Here is a 15,010-nt window from a genome sequence, read left to right on the forward strand (position 1 = left end):
AAAACATCTTGAACACCGCATCCAAGCTCCTCTCCGGTTTCGCCCTCGCGATCATTGCCGCCGCCGGCGTTCACGCCGAAACCTATGAAGGCGTGCATGCGCCGGTGTCGGCCAACAGCCGTGCCGACGTCAAGGGCCAGGCCGTGGTTGCCGCACGCAGCGAGAACCCTTACGCCGAAGGCGCTTCGGCCGGCGTCGCGCAGGCCGTGGCCAGCGTGGCCGACCGCGCCACCGTTCGTTCGCAAGCCGTCGTTGCCGCCCACAGCGAGAACCCGTACGCGGAAGGTGCTTCGGCGAAGGCCGCCCCGATCCTGGCCAGCACGGTGGATCGCGCGAGCGTCAGGGCCGAAGCGCGTGCCGCAGCACGCGGCAACGGGCTCGCACTCTAAGCCCCGACCCTCTGAAAGGCCGGGCCCTGCGAGAGCAAGGCCCGGCTTTTCGCCGTCTGCTGCTGTCAGTCGATCCAGGGACCCCCGAGCATCGCTTGGATGTACGCTGCGACCTTGACCAGGTCGGCGTCGGACATCGGGATCGGGGGGGCATCGACGAGGTGCTCGGCGACCATGTGCAGCTTGGCCGATGCATTGGGCTGCTCCTGGAGCAGAACCGCGATCGCCGCGGTCTGGGCGACGGCCCGCAATTCGAGCGCACGGAGTCGTTCGTTGACTTCTTCCAGTTCCATTGAGTCCCTCCTCTGCGGGTCCGACTTGAGAAATGTGGATTCTGCTTCGAAAGCCGGGTGAACATGGACTCGGTTCGTCTGGGGTACCACCCGGGCGTGCGAACATCATCGCCATGATCGACAGCATCGATTCCGGCGTTCCCGCGTTCACCCGCCGCAAGGTCGGGTTCCTGCTGCTGCTCTCCACAGGTGCCTGCCTGCTGGCATCGGGCTGCGCGAGCCCGCCGGCGCCGATGCCGGCCGGGAGCATCGGGTCGCTCTCGGCCGAGCAGTCGAACGATGTCGCGATCCATGCGCTCGGCCTGGTCGGCACGCCCTATCGCTATGGCGGCAATACGCCCGAGGGTGGTTTCGATTGCAGCGGGCTGATCGGCTACGTCTATCGCAAGAGCGTGGGCCAGGCGACGCCGCGCACGGTGGCGCGGATGGTCGGCTTCGGCCGGCCGGTGGCTGTTTCCGACATCCGCTCGGGCGACCTGGTGCTGTTCGGCGCCTCCACGCCGTCGCATGCTGGCATCTATGTCGGGGAGGGGCGCTTCGTGCACGCGCCGTCGAGCGGCGGCGAGGTGCGGCTCGATCGCCTCGATGGGCTCTACTGGTCGCGCCAGCCGACGCAGGCGCGGCGGCTCTGAGGCGGCGGCTTCCAGGTTCCGCTAGGTGCGGCTGGAAACCGCAGACACATCGACCGGCATCGCCTTGCCCCGGAGCGACACCGGGCCCAGCAGCTCGACCGGGATGCGACCGGCCAGCGCGACGCAGGTCGCCGGGTCGACCAGGATCGTCCGCCGCGCCAGCTTGGTGTGCTCCTCGAGCCGGGCGGCGAGGTTCACCGTGTCGCCGATGCAGGTGTAGGTTGCGCGCTGTCGCGTGCCGGTGTAGCCGGCCACCATGTCGCCGGTGGCGATGCCGACGCCGATGCGGATCGACCGCTTGCCGAGCGCGGCGCGCTCGGCGTTCAGGAACTCGACCTTCTCGACCATGTCGAGCGCCGCGCGGACGGCGGCCACGGCGTGGTCGGCCAGCGGCAGCGGGGCGCCGAAGATGGCCATCAGCCCGTCGCCGATCATCTGGTTGACCACGCCGCCATGGCCGTTGATGGCGTCGAACATCAGCGCGTAGTAGGCGTTCAGCAGCGCGATGGTCTCCTCGGGCGGCTGCGATTCGACCAGCGCGGTGAAGCCGCGGATGTCGGAGAACATCACCGTTCCCCGCAGATGCCGCCCGCCGAGCGCAAAGCCGGATTGCTCCAGGTCCTGCGCCACCTCGGAGGTGGCGAAGCGGCGCACCAGCTCCTTCTGCTGGTCGCGCAGGCGCTTCTTCTCGAGGCTGGCGCCGATGCGCGCCTTCAGCAGCACCGCATTGACCGGCTTGTGCAGGTAGTCCTCGGCGCCGAGTTCGATGCAGCGAACGATGTTGGCCATGCCCTCGAGCGACGAGGTCACGATCACCGGGAGGTCGCGCAACTTCGGGGTCCCGGTGAGTTGCTCCAGCACCTGGAACCCATCCATCTCGGGCATCTCGATGTCGAGCAGCAGCAGGTCGAAGGTGTCGCGCCGCAGCAGCTCGAGGGCGACCCGTCCGTTCTCGGCACATTCGACGCTGTGGCCCTGCAGCTCGAGGCTGCGGGCCAGCAGCAGGCGGTTGACCTTGCTGTCGTCGGCGACCAGCAGGCGCGCCTGCGGGGGTTGAAGCTCAGTCACGACTGAGCTCCGCGAGGGTCTCTGCCACCCTCCCGTACTCTGCCGCCAGCGCGTCGAGCGCTTTCGGTCGCCGCGCCGCCTCGAGGCCTCCCAGCTCCAGTTCGCGGGCCATCGCGCCGAGCGCCAGCGCGCCGAAGGTGAGGCTGTTGGACTTCAGCGAATGCGCCGTGCGGCGAAAGGCGTCGACGTCGCCCGCGGCGAGCGCACCCTGAAGCTCCTTCAACATGACCGGGGCCTCCTCCAGGAAGGTCTGCACCAGCTCCCGCACGAATTCGGCGCCCGCGGTGTCCTGAAGTTCCGCATAGGTCGCCCGGTCGATCGTCGCATCGCTCATGTCACTCGGTCCTTTCGTGCAGGTACGCTGTTCAGTGTCTCGACCAGCCGGTCGACCCGGATCGGCTTGGTCAGGTAGTCGTCCATGCCGGCCGCCATGCACATCTCGCGGTCGCCCTGCATGGCGTTGGCGGTCATTGCCACGATGCGCGGCCGCTGGGCCGGTGCCGGCAGCAGCGTGCAGATCTGCCGCGTGGCGTCGAGCCCGTCGAGCTCGGGCATCTGCACGTCCATCAGCACCACGTCGTAGCGCTGGCGCTGCACCGACTCCACGGCCTCGATGCCGTTGGCGGCGAGGTCGGCCCGGTAGCCCATCTGCTGCAGCAGGCGCAGCGCAAGCTTCTGGTTCACCGCGTTGTCTTCGGCCAGCAGGATGCGCAGCGGATGGCGTGCCGCCATCGCGGGATCGATCTGCGGCTTGTGCGCCGCAGCGGCCTCCGGCCGGGCGGTCGAATCGTGCGACAGCAGGCCCGCCAGGGTGTCGAACAGGTGCGACTGCCGGATCGGCTTGGAGAGAGAGGCGCCGAACAGCGATTCGGTCTCGCCCGCCTCGCGCCGGCCCAGCGAACTGAACAGCACCAGCGGCAGCGTGCCGTGGATCGCGCGGACGCGCCGCGCCAGGTCGACGCCGTTCATCTCGGGCATGTGCATGTCGAGGATCGCGACATCGAAGTCTTCGCCTTGTCCGAGCCAGCGCAGGGCCTCGAGCGGCGATTCGGTGGCGCGCCACCGCATGCCCCACTTGTCGACCTGCAGCGAGAGCACCCGCCGGTTGGTCGCGTTGTCGTCGACGACCAGCACGCGCTTGCCTTGCAGCTCGGGCTGCATGCCGGCGTAGTCCCGGTGCCGGCTGGGCGGCAGCTGTGCCGCCGGCGCTTCGATGGTGAAGAAGAAGGTCGAGCCGGTACCCGGGCCGCCGCTTTCGGCCCACATGGTGCCGCCCATCAGCTCGGCCAGCCGCTTGCTGATCACCAGGCCCAGGCCGGTGCCGCCGTACTTGCGCGTGGTGCTCGAGTCGGCCTGCGAGAAGGACTGGAACAGCCGGCCCATGCCTTCCGGCGTCAGGCCGATGCCGGTGTCGCGCACGGCGAAGGTCAGCCGCACCTTGCCGCCTGCGCCGGCCTGCGAATTGACCGTCAGCACCACCTCGCCGGCCTCCGTGAACTTCACCGCATTGCTCAGCAGGTTCAGCAGGATCTGCCGCAGCCGCGGAAGGTCGCCGCTCACGGCGGCCGGCATGTCGCCTTCGAGCACATAGGCGATGTCGAGCTCCTTCTCGGTGGCGCGCGTGCTGATCAGGTCGAGCGCCGACTCCACGCAGTCGCGCAGGTCGAAGGGTTGCGACTCGATGTCCATGCGCCCTGCCTCGATCTTCGAGTAGTCCAGGATGTCGTTGATGATGGTCAGCAGCGCGTCGCCCGAATCGCGGATGGTCTCGACGTAGTCCTGCTGCTCGGCGTCGAGCCGGGTGTCGAGCAGCAGCCCGCTCATGCCGATCACCGCGTTCATCGGCGTGCGGATCTCGTGGCTCATGGTGGCCAGGAAGGCGCTCTTGGCTTCATTGGCGGCCTCGGCAGCGGCCCGCGCTTCCTTGGTTTCGGCGAACATGCGCGCGTTCTGGATCGCGATCACGGCCTGGTCGGCAAAGGTCTTTAGCAGCTTGATCTCCTTGCCGTCGAACGGCCCCGGGGGCTGGCGGGTGACGTGGATCGAGCCGATGCTGCGGCCCTCCCAGATCAGCGGGGCAACCATGATCGCGTAGCTGCCCACCTGCTCGGCCATCAGGCGCATGAAGGAGGGCAGCGACGGTGCGGCAAGCGCATCGGGAATGTGAAGAAATTCGAAAGCTCCCGTGGCAGGGCCGAAGGGCGTGTGATCGATCGGCCGCGGATAGTACCGCTCGAGCACGGCGCGGGCAGAGCCCCGGTGCGCGCCCAGGTGGACCAGGCCATCGTTGCCGATCAGCGAGATGCCCATCTGCGAGCCGGAGAACAGGCGCTGGCAGCTCTCCAGGATCTTGTCGAACACGGGCTGCGCATCCTCCATGGAACCGCTGATGACCTGGAGCACGTCGGTGGTGGCCTTCTGCTGCTCCAGCGCCTCCCTGGTTTCGTTGAAAAGGCGTACGTTCTCGATCGCGATGACCGCCTGGTCGGCGAAGGTCTGCACCAGCCCGATCTCCGCCGGCGTGAAGGGGTGCGGCTGGTTGCGCAGCAGGACGATCACGCCGATCGATCGGCCGTCGCGAAGCATGGGCACGGCCAGCACCGTGCGAAAGCCGTTGCGTGCCTGGAGATCGCGCACGTCCGGATATTCGCTGTCGAGCAAAGGCACGACGTCTTCGACATGCACGCAGCGGCGCTCCAGGAACGCGCGTCCGCCGATCGAGCTGCGGCGCAACGGCAGTTCCGCGCCGACCGCTCGGGTGCCGTACGCGGGCCCGTAGCTCGTCATCGCGCGAAGACGGTCGCCGATCGCCAACCACACCCGGCTGCCTTCGGCCCGGCACAGCAGGCCGGCACGCTCAGCCACCGTGTCGAGCACCGGCTGGACGTCGGTGGGCGAGCCGCTGATGATCTTCAGCACCTCGGAGGTTGCGGTCTGGCGCTCCAGCGCCTCATGCGTCTCGTCGAACAGCCGGGCGTTCTCCAGCGCCACGCCCATGCTGGCGGCCACTGTCTCGAGCAGCCGGATCTGGTGGCTGCCGAAGGCGTATTCGCGCTCATGGTCCTGCAGGCCGATTAGGCCCAGCACGCGGTCGCTGCCGATGATCGGCACCGCGGCGAGCGAATGCGCCCAGTCGGTGCCCGGCGTCGGCTGGAGTCCGGCCCGGGTCTGCTCCTCGCGCGTGTTCGCCACGCCGGCCTCGCGGGTTCGGATGATCCGCTCCATCGGCTCGCCCGGCTTCAGCGGCCGCGCCGGCAGCAGCGGCAGCGGGCGGTTGTGTTCGTAGCGGTACAGCGCCTGGATGAGCTGGGTCTTGTCGTCCCACCACAGGATGTTCACGTCGCCGGAGTCGAACAGCTCGCGCAGCTTGTCGCCCACCATGCGGACGATGGCCTGGAATTCCAGCCGGGCCGCCATGCCTTGCTGGATGCTGTTGATGAGCGCGAGTTCGCCGGTGCGCTGCGCCAGTTCGGCCTCGCGCTGGGCCAGCAGCGCGCGCAACTCGCTCTCGCCGTGGGACGAGAGCATCGACAGTGGCCGGGACCGGGACTTTGCCATTGGGCATCTGCCTCCTGCGATCGGGGATCCCGGTCGTGCTCTTGGGTGGCGCCTGGGACTGCGTCGAGCTATGGCGCCGGGACGACCTCGTAGTACACGCCGCTGGAGCCGAAGTACGGCTTGTACCAGGTCGCTCCGGACTGGTAGTAGTTGACCCCGTTCACCACCATGCTCCTCGCGTCGCCGGGCAAGGAGGCCAGCTGGGTGCCGAGCGGCATGCCGGACTGCACGACCATGGGCGGCGGCTGAACGATCACGGCCGGCTGCTGGACCACCACGGCGGGGCGGCTCGCATCGGCGATCGCGGCGCCCACCGCCATGCCCGCGACCGCGCCCGCGGCTGCCCCGCAGCCATAGCAGCCCGCAGGACGGTAATAGGGATGGTAGGGGTGGAAGCCGCCGACCGCGACCGCGCCGCCGCGCCAGCCGCCCGCGGCCGCGACCCAGGCGTTGGCACCCGACAGGGGGAGGAGTGCGCCGGCCACGACGGCTGCACCGAGGACGAGGGTCTTGAACTGCTTCATCGCATTGCTCCTTGTCGCGCTCACTTGGCGGGGCCCATCTGCTTGAACTCGAGCTTCACGGCACCCTGCGGAATAGAGGCGCTGAAGGTCTTCGCCGGCAGGGTCGCGTTGAGCTTCCATTCCGACAACTCGACGGTGAAGGTCGGCTGGCGTTCGCCCGTGCGGTAGGAAACGACCATCAGGCGGGGCAGCTTGTCCGCGGCGCCGATCCAGACCTCCCAGTCGAGTCCGGGTGCCGTGAACGCGAGGTGCTCGGTCTTGACGCCGCCGATGGTCGACTGCCCGACCCAGAGGGCGCTGCTGAAGTCCTTCGTCAGGAAGGCATACGGATCCGCGACCAGCAGGTCGAGAAAGGGCGCCGTGGCGTCGGAGCCCGGCTGGATGCTTTGCATCAGCGCCTCGATCGCGCCGCCCGCGGCATCGCGCTGCACATAGAACTTGCGGTCGGCGCCGATCACGGTCACCGTCTTGCCGTCGTAGAAGCTGTCGCTCGGGAACAGGTCGCCGCGCGCTTCCACGAAGAGCTTGTCGGGCCGCTGCATCACCACGCGCGAGGATGCGAACAGGCTGACGAACTGCCCCGTCGGCGACGGTGTCGGCACGATGCCGCGGACCCTGAAGCTCAAGGTCTTGGCGCCGGCCAGCGTGTCGCTCATGCTCTTGAGCAGCGCCAGCGCGCGCTCGTCCTTGAAATCTTTGGCGGGCGACGCCATCGGCGCCGGCTTGGCGTCCTGCGCCAGGGCCGCACGGTCGGCGGCCAGCAGCGCCACGGCGGCGAGCAGGGCCAGGCCGACGCAACGGCCGATTCGATTCATGGTGGGTGTCATCGGTGTCCTCCGGAAGTGGGGTCAGGGTAGGGGGCGGTGCGGCCGGTGTCAACGCGCCGCCGCATCGAGCCTTTCCCACAGGAAGCGATAGGCCAGCGCCTGCATCGTGGCGGCCTGCTCGTTGTTCGCGGCGCCGCCGTGGCCGCCTTCGATGTTCTCGTAGTAGCTCACGTCCTTGCCGGCCTCGATCATCGCCGCCGCCATCTTGCGTGCGTGGGCCGGGTGCACGCGGTCGTCGCGGGTCGAGGTGGTGAACAGCACCGGCGGGTAGTCGCGGCTGGGATCGAACAGGTGGTAGGGCGAGAAGGTCCGGATGTAGTCCCATTGGGCGGGGTCGTCGGGATCGCCGTATTCCGCCATCCAGGAGGCCCCGGCCAGCAGGCGCGAGTAGCGCCGCATGTCCAGCAGCGGCACCTCGATCACCACGGCGCCGAAGAGCGCCGGATAGCGGGTCAGCATCATGCCGGCCAGCAGTCCGCCGTTGGAGCCGCCCTGCACCCCGAGCTGCCGGGGCGAGGTGATCCCGCGGGTCACCAGGTCCTTGGCGACCGAGGAGAAATCCTCGTAGGCGCGGTGCCGGTGCCGCTTGAGCGCCAGCTGGTGCCAGCGCGGCCCGTACTCGCCGCCGCCGCGGATGTTCGCCACCACGTACACGCCGCCCCGGGACAGCCAGGCGCGCCCGAGGGCACCGGAGTAGCCCGGGGTCAGCGAGACCTCGAAGCCGCCATAGCCGTACAGCAGCGTCGGCGCCGTGCCGTCGAACACGAGGTCCGCGCGCCGCACCATGAAGTAGGGCACGCGGGTGCCGTCGTCGGAGGTGGCGAAGTGCTGCTCGACCACCAGTCCCCCGGCGTCGAAGAAGGCCGGCATGGACTTGAGCAATTCGGGCGGCTGGCCCAGCGTGGCCAGCGAAAGGGTCGAGGGCGTGAGGTAGTCGGCCGCGCTCAGCCAGACGGCGTCCGATTCGTCCCGGTCGACCGCCCTCGCATCGACGCTGCCGATGGCCGGGGCGCCGGCGAACTCGCTGCGCGTCCAGGGCCCGGTGCCGCCGGCGGGTGGCGTCAGGACGTGGAGCCGGTTCTTCACGTCATCGAGCACGTTGACCACCAGGTGGTTGAGGGTCCAGGTCGTGGCTGCCAGCGAGCGCGTCGGGCCGGGTTCGAAGAGCACGGCGAAGTCACGCTCGCCGCGCATGAACCGATCGAAATGGGTCGCCAGCAGCGAGCCGGCGATGTACGTGCGGGCGCCGACGCTCCAGGCTTCGCGCAATTCGACCAGCAGCCATTCGCGCTGGATGCTCGGCTCGGCGGACAGTGGCACCTCGACCTTCGACAGCCTGTCGCCTTCGGTCAGCAGGAAGAGCTCGGCGCTGTAGAAGGCGAGCGACCGGGCGACGAAGTCGCGCTCGAAGCCGGGGGTGTGCATCCGGTGGGCCGAGATGTACATGTCATCGGCCAGGCCTTCGTACACGATGGGGGCGGACGCCAGGGGCGTGCCGCGTGCCCAGCGCCTGGCGGTCCGTGGATAGCCCGAGGTGGTCGACCCACCCTCGCCGAGCGTCGTGAACGCATACACGGTGTCGTCATCGATCCAGGCCAGGCCGCCCTTGGATTCCGGCCGGAAGAAGCCGCCCTGTTCGGGCGCCACGAAGGTCTTGGCCACGAGGTCGAACTCGCGCGTCACGTCGGCGTCGGAACCGCCGGGCGAGAGGCTCACGAGCGCCTTGCGGCAGCTCGGCCGCAGCACGGTCGCGCCGTGCCAGACCCAATGCACGCCCTCGGCGGCGGCGAGGGCGTCGAGGTCGAGCACCGTCTCCCAGGCCGGTTCGTCGCTTCGGTACCGGGCGAGCGTGGTGCGACGCCACAGGCCCATCTTGTGCTCGGCATCCCTCCAGAAGTTGTAATAGAAGTCGCCCAGCTTGGAGACTTCGGCGATCTTCGCATCGGAGTCGAGCACCGCCTGCACCGAGGCCTTGGTGCAAGCGAACGCGTCCGTCGCGGCCAGGGTGCCAAGGGTCAGGGCGTTGCGCTCGCGGACCCACGCGAGCGCGTCGGCACCTTCGACCTCCTCGAGCCACAGTCGCGGGTCGGTAGCGTCCTCGGCGGGGGGGGCGCATTGATTTGTTTGCATTACATTCGATCCTTGCGTATTTTCACGATCATGCCGGGCGGCGCGTGCAGCGAACCGCATGAGACACCAACACACGTGAGGAGGCGGTCATGAAGGACTTTCTGGGCAGGTGGATGCTTCTTTCCTTCGCGCTGGCGCTGGCCGCGTGCGGCGGCAGCGGCAGCGGGGGCACGCTCGACATGTCGGTCGCTGCGGCCCCGGGAGCGGGCGGCAGCGGAGGAGGCAGCGCCAGTGTTTCCCAGGTCTTCCAGGCCGGCGCCACGATGGCGACAACCGACACATCGGCCGCCTCGACCGATGCCGATCCGTCTGCGATCGTGGTCCGTTTCGATCCGCCCTCGATCGCGATAACGATACCCGTCGATTTGCAGGCGGCGAATGCGCCCACGCTGTCGGTCACCGCGACCGCCTCGAACCTTCCCAGCGCGCCGGTGAGCGTTTTCCTGGTGGACGAGTCGGGCATCCTCAAGCCGGAAGCACATCCGTTGTATGGCGCCGGCGCCAACACCTTCGCGACGCTGCCGCCCTCTCTGCCCACCCTGAAGCTGCCGCTGACCGTGGGCGTCCACGAGGGGGTCCTGAAGATCATGTTCTGCACCGACAGCGGGTGTGGGACCCGGTATCCCGTCAGCGCCTCGAGCGTTCTGCCTTATAGCGTGACCGTGACCCAGGGGAACCCCTAGGCTGCGGCCGCCAAGGCGGCGCAGGCCCTGCCTCTTCTGCCTTGATCCGGGGTCCGGCTACCAGCGCCGGCGTTCTTCCATCAGGTCGTCGCCGACGTTGTAGTGATCGACCCGGCCCGTGGGATCGATGTAGATGTACAGGAAGCGCCGGTTGTTGATGTGCAGGTAGCGCCACGACCAGACGGTGCCGTTGAAGGAGGCCACGCGCGTCTGCTCGTAGGGCAGTCCATAGGTGAAGAGGACGTCGGGCACGCGCCACTCGCCGGGCCGGATGGTGCTGCCGAACAGCCCCTCGTCGAGCTCCTGGCGCACCGAGCGCACGCGTCCGGAGGCGTCGAGGTCGACATTGCTGACCTGGAATCCCATGGGACCGCGCGAATACTGCAGGCGTTCTCCGCCGGCAAAGGGATAGATCGCGGTCGGCGGGCCCAATTGCTGCATCACCTCGGCGCGGCCGGTGCCGGGCTGGACGCGGGACGGATCGCTGGCGCAGCCGGCCAGCAGGCCGCAAAGCAGGGCCATTGCGGCGGCAGCCTTGCGCGGGGCGCGAACGAGATCCTGCATGGTGTTCGAAGTATCCGTGACCTGGAACGATCCGGTTGTCGGACGAGCCGCTGCGCGGGTGTGGGCGGATTTTCAATCCGCTTCGATTTTCGCCGCCTTGATCACCTCTGCCCAGCGCGCGGTCTCTGCCTTCACCATGGCATCCATCTGCTGCGGGCTCAGGTAGTCGGCCGTGGCGCCCTGTTCCTGCGCCTTCTGCCTGAAGGCCGGCGTGGAAACGACCTTGGCGATCTCCGCGCTCAGCTTGTCGATGACCGGCCTGGGTGTCCTGGCGGGCGCGAAGACGCCGAACCACGAGGTGGCGTCGAGCTTCGGCAGGCCCGCTTCGGCGGTCGTCGGCACCTCCGGCATGCTGGCCAGGCGCGTCTTGCCCGTGGTGGCCAGCACCCGCAGCTTGCCCGACTGGATGTGCGGCACGAAGGGCGGCGCGGTGCCGAAGGTGATGTCGACCTGGCCGCCCAGCAGGTCCTGCAGCGCCGGGCCGGTGCCCTTGTACGGGATGTGGGTCAGCTGGATGCCGGCCTGCTGCTCGAGCATCGCGCCGGTCGCGTGCTGCAGCGAGCCGTTGCCCGAGGACGCGTAGTTGATCTTGCCTGGGTGCGCCTTGGCATAGGCGACGAATTCGGCCATGGTCTTGAAGGGCAGGTCGGCGCGCACCACCACGATCTGCGGCGCCGACAGCACGTTGGCCACCGGCGTGAGGTCCTTCGCCTCCCATTGCGGCGCCTGCTTGCTGACCAGCGGCGTGATGACGTGGTAGCCCGAATACTGCATCAGCAGCGTGTAGCCGTCGGGCTCGGCGCGCTTCACCGCGACGGCGGCAATGGCACCGTTGGCACCGCCCTTGTTGTCGACCACCACGGTCTGTCCGAGCGCGCTGCCGAGCGGCACGCCGAGCATGCGGGCCGCGATGTCGGTGGTGCCGCCCGCCGCCGCGGGCACGAGCAGCATCACGGGCCGGCTCGGGTAGCCGGTGGGCGCCTGGGCGTGCAGGGCCGGGGCCATGCCGAGGGCCGCGAAGCCGAGCGCGGCAAGGCCGAGCCTGCGGCGCGAGATGTCATTCGAGGGTTTCATGGAAGTCTCCTGTCGTCGTTCTTGGATCAAGGGGGAAGGCTCAGGCGCCGCGTGCCAGGGCCCGGTCGCGCCACAGCGCGAAGTCCGGCGGCGGCGCGTGCAGGTCGAGCCGGCGGCCGGCCTTGGCGATCTGGCTCGGGATGTCGTGGCCGATCAGGGCCGGCAGCCGGGCGGCGGCCCGCAGCAGCAGGGCCAGGTCGCAGCCGGTGTCGAAGTCCATCAGTTCGAGCGCATGGACGATCTCCTCGGTGCAGACGTTGCCGCTGGCGCCCGGCGCATAGGGACAGCCGCCGAGACCGCCGAGCGAGGCGTCGAAGCGATCGGCACCGGCGTCCAGCGAGGCCAGCACGTTCGCCAGGCCCATGCCGCGCGTGTTGTGGAAGTGCAGCGTGAGTTCGGCGGCGGGCAGGCGTTCGCGAAACGCTCCGACCACCTGCGCGACCTGCGAGGGGAACGCCATGCCCGTGGTGTCGCACAGCGTGATGCCGCGCGCGCCGGCCGCCATGAAGCGTTCGGCCCAGCCGAGCACCACCGCGGTGTCGATGTCGCCCTCCATCGGGCAGCCGAACACGCAGGACAGCGACACGTTGATCGGCACCCCGGCCTGGCGTGCCAGCGCGGTCACCTCGCAGAGCGCCGCGAACGACTGGGCGCGCGTCATCCGCAGATTGGCGAGGTTGTGGGTCTCGCTGCACGACATCACGAGATTGAGTTCGTCGGCGCGCGCCTCGATCGCGCGTTCGGCGCCACGCACGTTCGGCACCAGGCAGGTGTAGACCACGCCCGGGGCGCGGGCGATCTCGCGCAGCACGATCTCGGCGTCCCGCAGCGCCGGGATGGCCTGCGGCGAAACGAAGGCGGTGGCCTCGATCTTCGCCAGCCCGGCCGCCGACAGCGCATCGACCCACGCGATCTTGTCGGCGGTCGGCACGAAGGCCGACTCCATCTGCAGGCCGTCGCGCGGCCCGACTTCCTGCATGTGAATGCGGCGGCGTGCGCCGGCCCAGGGTGAGTTCGATGCGGTCATGCGATCGCGCCTTTCGAGCGGAGGAGGGATATCTGTTCGGGCGTCAGGCCGGCCTCGCGCAGCACGGCATCGGTGTCGTCGCCGAGCCGCGGCGCCGACGAGCGCACGCAGCCGGGCGTGCCCGACAGCTTCGGCACGATGCCCGGCACGTCGATCTCATGGCCGTCGCGCGTGGTCTGGCGCAGGATCATGTCGCGCGCCCGATAGTGCGGATCTTCGTGGATGTCCTTGGCGGTGTAGACCCGGCCGGCCGGAACGTTGGCGGCGGCGAGCAGCCGCAGCACCTCGGCGATTTCGCGCGGCTGCGTCCAGGCGCCGATCGCGGCGTCGAGCTCGTCGACCCGCGCCACCCGGCCGGCGTTGCTCTGCAGATCGGCTGCGGCCGCTAGGTCGGGCCGGCCCACGACCTCCATCAGCCGCCTGAAGATGCTGTCGCCGTTGCCCGCGACCAGCACGTAGCCGTCGGCGCAGCGGTAGGCGTTGGACGGCGCGATGCCCGGCAGTGCGCTGCCGGCCGCCTCGCGCACGGCGCCGAAGGCGCTGTATTCGGGCAGCAGGCTTTCCATCACGTTGAAGACCGCCTCGTGCAGCGCCACGTCGATCACCTGCCCGGGCCCGCCGTGCACCTTGCGGTGGTAGAGCGCCAGCAGCACGCCGATGGTGCCGTGCAGCGCCGCCAGCGTGTCGCCGATCGAGACCCCGACGCGCACCGGAACCCGACCGGGCTCGCCCGTGAGGTGGCGCAGCCCGCCCATGGCCTCGCCGATGGCGCCGAAACCGGGCAGGTCGCGGTAGGGGCCCGTCTGGCCGTAGCCCGAGATGCGCAGCATCACCAGCCCCGGGTTGAGGCGCCGCAGGTCCTCCCAGCCCAGGCCCCAGCCTTCGAGCGTGCCGGGCCGGAAGTTCTCGATCAGCACGTCGGCCTCGGCGATCAGCCGGCGCGCGAGCGCCTGGCCTTCGGCTGCCCGCAGGTCGATCGCCACCGAGCGCTTGTTGCGCGATTGCACCTGCCACCAGACGGAGGTGCCGTCCTGCAGCATGCGCCAGTTGCGCAGCGGGTCGCCGTTGCCCGGCGTCTCGATCTTCACGACGTCGGCGCCGAACTCGCCCAGCGTCTTGCCGCAGAAGGGGCCGGCGATCAGCTGGCCCATCTCGACCACGCGCAGGCCGGCGAGGGCGCTGGGGGCCGAAGGCGGCGAGGATGGGGTGGTCGGGGGAGCGGAGGCAGCGGTCATGGAGCCGAATGATGGCCAGCCGGCCCCGACCTGCAAAGCGGCCATTGGCGAGGCTGCCATCGCGGATCGCGATGGTGCTCAAATACGCCGCATGAAGCTCGATCCCGTTTCGCTGCGCCTGTTCGTCGCCGTCATGGAAGAAGGCACCATCGCCGCCGCCGCGCTGCGCGAGCACCTGGCCCCGGCGGCGGTGAGCAAGCGCATCAGCGAGCTCGAGGATGCGCTGGACGCGGTGCTGTTCCAGCGCAGCAACAAGGGGGTGCAGGCCACTGCGGCGGCACATGCGCTGCTCGGGCTCGCACGCGGCGTGCTCAACGGCCTGGACGACATCGCCGAGCAGATGGCCGGCTATGCGAGCGGGCTGCGCGGCCACGTCCGGGTCTTCGCCAACATCTCGGCCATCACCCAGTTCCTGCCGGACGACCTGCGCAGCTTCATGGCCACCGCGCCGCTGGTGCAGGTGCACCTGCAGGAGCGCATCAGCTCGGCCATCGCGCGCGCCGTGGCCGACAGCACGGCCGACATCGGCATCCTCAACGCCGGCGCCTACGGCGAGGCGCTCACGGTGCTGCCGTACCGCGAGGACGAGCTGGTGCTGATCGTGCCGCGCGAGCACGCGCTGGCGCGGCGCCGGAAGGCGAGCTTCCGGGAGGCGCTGGCGCACGAGTTCGTCGGCGCCCATCCGGGCAGCGCGGTCAACAACCTGCTGCACAGGGCGGCGGCCGAGATCGGCCTGCCGCTGCGACTGCGGATCCAGGTCAGCGGCTACGACGCGATGTCGCTGATGGTGGCGGCCGGCATGGGCGTCGGCATCCTGCCGCGCCAGAGCGCGCGCCTCTATCTGTCATCGCTCGGCATCCGCGCCGTTGCGCTCGACGAGCCCTGGGTGCGGCGCCAGCTCATGGTGTGCGTCCGCTCGCTGGAGGCCCTGTCGCCCGCGGCGCGCAGCCTGGTCGACCACCTGTGCGCGACTGCGTCGCCGGTCAGTCCTTGAGCTTGATGGAGG

At 69.5% G+C, this 15,010-nt stretch carries 15 protein-coding genes; 4 read left to right on the top strand and 11 right to left on the bottom strand.

Translation table 11 applies throughout. The annotated features are described in order from the left end of the window. Positions 1-8: 8 nt before the first annotated feature. Positions 9-389, top strand: a complete 381-nt coding sequence (locus AC1DYD_RS15210; protein WP_478173579.1) for a helicase SNF2 — start codon at positions 9-11, stop codon at positions 387-389. A 65-nt stretch (positions 390-454) separates the two neighbouring features. Here AC1DYD_RS15210 and AC1DYD_RS15215 read toward each other — a convergent pair whose 3' ends face one another. Continuing rightward, complete coding sequence (locus AC1DYD_RS15215) at positions 455-682, bottom strand: hypothetical protein (RefSeq protein WP_478173580.1); 228 nt, start codon at positions 680-682, stop codon at positions 455-457. A 113-nt stretch (positions 683-795) separates the two neighbouring features. On the opposite strand from AC1DYD_RS15215, the gene AC1DYD_RS15220 reads away from it, so the two are divergent. Then, the gene (locus AC1DYD_RS15220) at positions 796-1,314 is read left to right on the top strand and encodes a C40 family peptidase (protein WP_478173581.1); all 519 of its coding nucleotides are present in this window, start codon (positions 796-798) and stop codon (positions 1,312-1,314) included. A gap of 21 nt (positions 1,315-1,335) precedes the next feature. On the opposite strand, the gene AC1DYD_RS15225 is transcribed toward AC1DYD_RS15220, so the two are convergent. From AC1DYD_RS15225 to AC1DYD_RS15250, 6 genes are all read right to left on the bottom strand, one after another. After that, on the bottom strand, positions 1,336-2,382 hold the full coding sequence (locus tag AC1DYD_RS15225) for an adenylate/guanylate cyclase domain-containing protein (protein WP_478173582.1): 1,047 nt from the start codon (positions 2,380-2,382) through the stop codon (positions 1,336-1,338). Then, complete coding sequence (locus AC1DYD_RS15230) at positions 2,375-2,716, bottom strand: Hpt domain-containing protein (RefSeq protein ID WP_478173583.1); 342 nt, start codon at positions 2,714-2,716, stop codon at positions 2,375-2,377. Before AC1DYD_RS15230 ends, AC1DYD_RS15225 begins: the two co-directional genes overlap by 8 nt. Next, the gene (locus AC1DYD_RS15235) at positions 2,713-5,910 is read right to left on the bottom strand and encodes a response regulator (protein WP_478173584.1); all 3,198 of its coding nucleotides are present in this window, start codon (positions 5,908-5,910) and stop codon (positions 2,713-2,715) included. The genes AC1DYD_RS15230 and AC1DYD_RS15235 overlap by 4 nt, the downstream gene beginning before the upstream one ends. Positions 5,911-6,008: 98 nt before the next feature. Then, a complete protein-coding gene (locus AC1DYD_RS15240) occupies positions 6,009-6,488 on the bottom strand; it encodes a hypothetical protein (RefSeq protein ID WP_478173585.1) in 480 nt (159 codons plus the stop codon). Next, positions 6,485-7,279, bottom strand: coding sequence for a DUF2092 domain-containing protein (locus tag AC1DYD_RS15245; RefSeq protein ID WP_478173586.1), 795 nt, complete (start codon positions 7,277-7,279; stop codon positions 6,485-6,487). Before AC1DYD_RS15245 ends, AC1DYD_RS15240 begins: the two co-directional genes overlap by 4 nt. 60 nt (positions 7,280-7,339) lie before the next feature. Beyond that, the gene (locus AC1DYD_RS15250; protein WP_478173587.1) at positions 7,340-9,421 is read right to left on the bottom strand and encodes a prolyl oligopeptidase family serine peptidase; all 2,082 of its coding nucleotides are present in this window, start codon (positions 9,419-9,421) and stop codon (positions 7,340-7,342) included. A gap of 89 nt (positions 9,422-9,510) precedes the next feature. Between AC1DYD_RS15250 and AC1DYD_RS15255 the strand changes: the two genes are divergently transcribed. Then, positions 9,511-10,104, top strand: coding sequence for a hypothetical protein (locus AC1DYD_RS15255; protein ID WP_478173588.1), 594 nt, complete (start codon positions 9,511-9,513; stop codon positions 10,102-10,104). A gap of 57 nt (positions 10,105-10,161) precedes the next feature. Here AC1DYD_RS15255 and AC1DYD_RS15260 read toward each other — a convergent pair whose 3' ends face one another. The 4 genes from AC1DYD_RS15260 to AC1DYD_RS15275 form a co-directional block, all read right to left on the bottom strand. Continuing rightward, positions 10,162-10,668 (bottom strand): hypothetical protein, encoded by a 507-nt coding sequence (locus tag AC1DYD_RS15260; protein ID WP_478173589.1) that lies wholly within the window; start codon positions 10,666-10,668, stop codon positions 10,162-10,164. A 72-nt stretch (positions 10,669-10,740) separates the two neighbouring features. Further along, positions 10,741-11,742, bottom strand: coding sequence for a Bug family tripartite tricarboxylate transporter substrate binding protein (locus tag AC1DYD_RS15265; RefSeq protein WP_478173590.1), 1,002 nt, complete (start codon positions 11,740-11,742; stop codon positions 10,741-10,743). Positions 11,743-11,782: 40 nt separating this feature from the next. Next, positions 11,783-12,769 carry a hydroxymethylglutaryl-CoA lyase gene (locus tag AC1DYD_RS15270; protein ID WP_478173591.1) on the bottom strand — a complete coding sequence of 329 codons (987 nt, stop codon included), beginning with the start codon at positions 12,767-12,769 and terminating at the stop codon, positions 11,783-11,785. After that, positions 12,766-14,004 carry a CaiB/BaiF CoA transferase family protein gene (locus AC1DYD_RS15275; protein ID WP_478173592.1) on the bottom strand — a complete coding sequence of 413 codons (1,239 nt, stop codon included), beginning with the start codon at positions 14,002-14,004 and terminating at the stop codon, positions 12,766-12,768. Before AC1DYD_RS15275 ends, AC1DYD_RS15270 begins: the two co-directional genes overlap by 4 nt. Positions 14,005-14,095: 91 nt before the next feature. Between AC1DYD_RS15275 and AC1DYD_RS15280 the strand changes: the two genes are divergently transcribed. Further along, positions 14,096-14,998 (top strand): LysR family transcriptional regulator, encoded by a 903-nt coding sequence (locus AC1DYD_RS15280; RefSeq protein ID WP_478173593.1) that lies wholly within the window; start codon positions 14,096-14,098, stop codon positions 14,996-14,998. The last annotated feature ends 12 nt before the right edge of the window (positions 14,999-15,010 follow it).

It is taken from the genome of Variovorax sp. P4_B11, assembly GCF_056402355.1.

Excerpts from the sequence above, each read along its gene's own strand:
- AC1DYD_RS15215 (WP_478173580.1), bottom strand. The coding sequence starts at position 682 with ATGGAACTGGAAGAAGTCAACGAACGACTCCGTGCGCTCGAATTGCGG.
- AC1DYD_RS15220 (WP_478173581.1), top strand. The coding sequence starts at position 796 with ATGATCGACAGCATCGATTCCGGCGTTCCCGCGTTCACCCGCCGCAAG.
- AC1DYD_RS15230 (WP_478173583.1), bottom strand. The coding sequence starts at position 2,716 with ATGAGCGATGCGACGATCGACCGGGCGACCTATGCGGAACTTCAGGAC.
- AC1DYD_RS15235 (WP_478173584.1), bottom strand. The coding sequence starts at position 5,910 with ATGCTCTCGTCCCACGGCGAGAGCGAGTTGCGCGCGCTGCTGGCCCAG.
- AC1DYD_RS15245 (WP_478173586.1), bottom strand. The coding sequence starts at position 7,279 with ATGAATCGAATCGGCCGTTGCGTCGGCCTGGCCCTGCTCGCCGCCGTG.
- AC1DYD_RS15250 (WP_478173587.1), bottom strand. The coding sequence starts at position 9,421 with ATGCAAACAAATCAATGCGCCCCCCCCGCCGAGGACGCTACCGACCCG.
- AC1DYD_RS15255 (WP_478173588.1), top strand. The coding sequence starts at position 9,511 with ATGAAGGACTTTCTGGGCAGGTGGATGCTTCTTTCCTTCGCGCTGGCG.
- AC1DYD_RS15260 (WP_478173589.1), bottom strand. The coding sequence starts at position 10,668 with ATGCAGGATCTCGTTCGCGCCCCGCGCAAGGCTGCCGCCGCAATGGCC.
- AC1DYD_RS15265 (WP_478173590.1), bottom strand. The coding sequence starts at position 11,742 with ATGAAACCCTCGAATGACATCTCGCGCCGCAGGCTCGGCCTTGCCGCG.
- AC1DYD_RS15270 (WP_478173591.1), bottom strand. The coding sequence starts at position 12,769 with ATGACCGCATCGAACTCACCCTGGGCCGGCGCACGCCGCCGCATTCAC.
- AC1DYD_RS15275 (WP_478173592.1), bottom strand. The coding sequence starts at position 14,004 with ATGACCGCTGCCTCCGCTCCCCCGACCACCCCATCCTCGCCGCCTTCG.
- AC1DYD_RS15280 (WP_478173593.1), top strand. The coding sequence starts at position 14,096 with ATGAAGCTCGATCCCGTTTCGCTGCGCCTGTTCGTCGCCGTCATGGAA.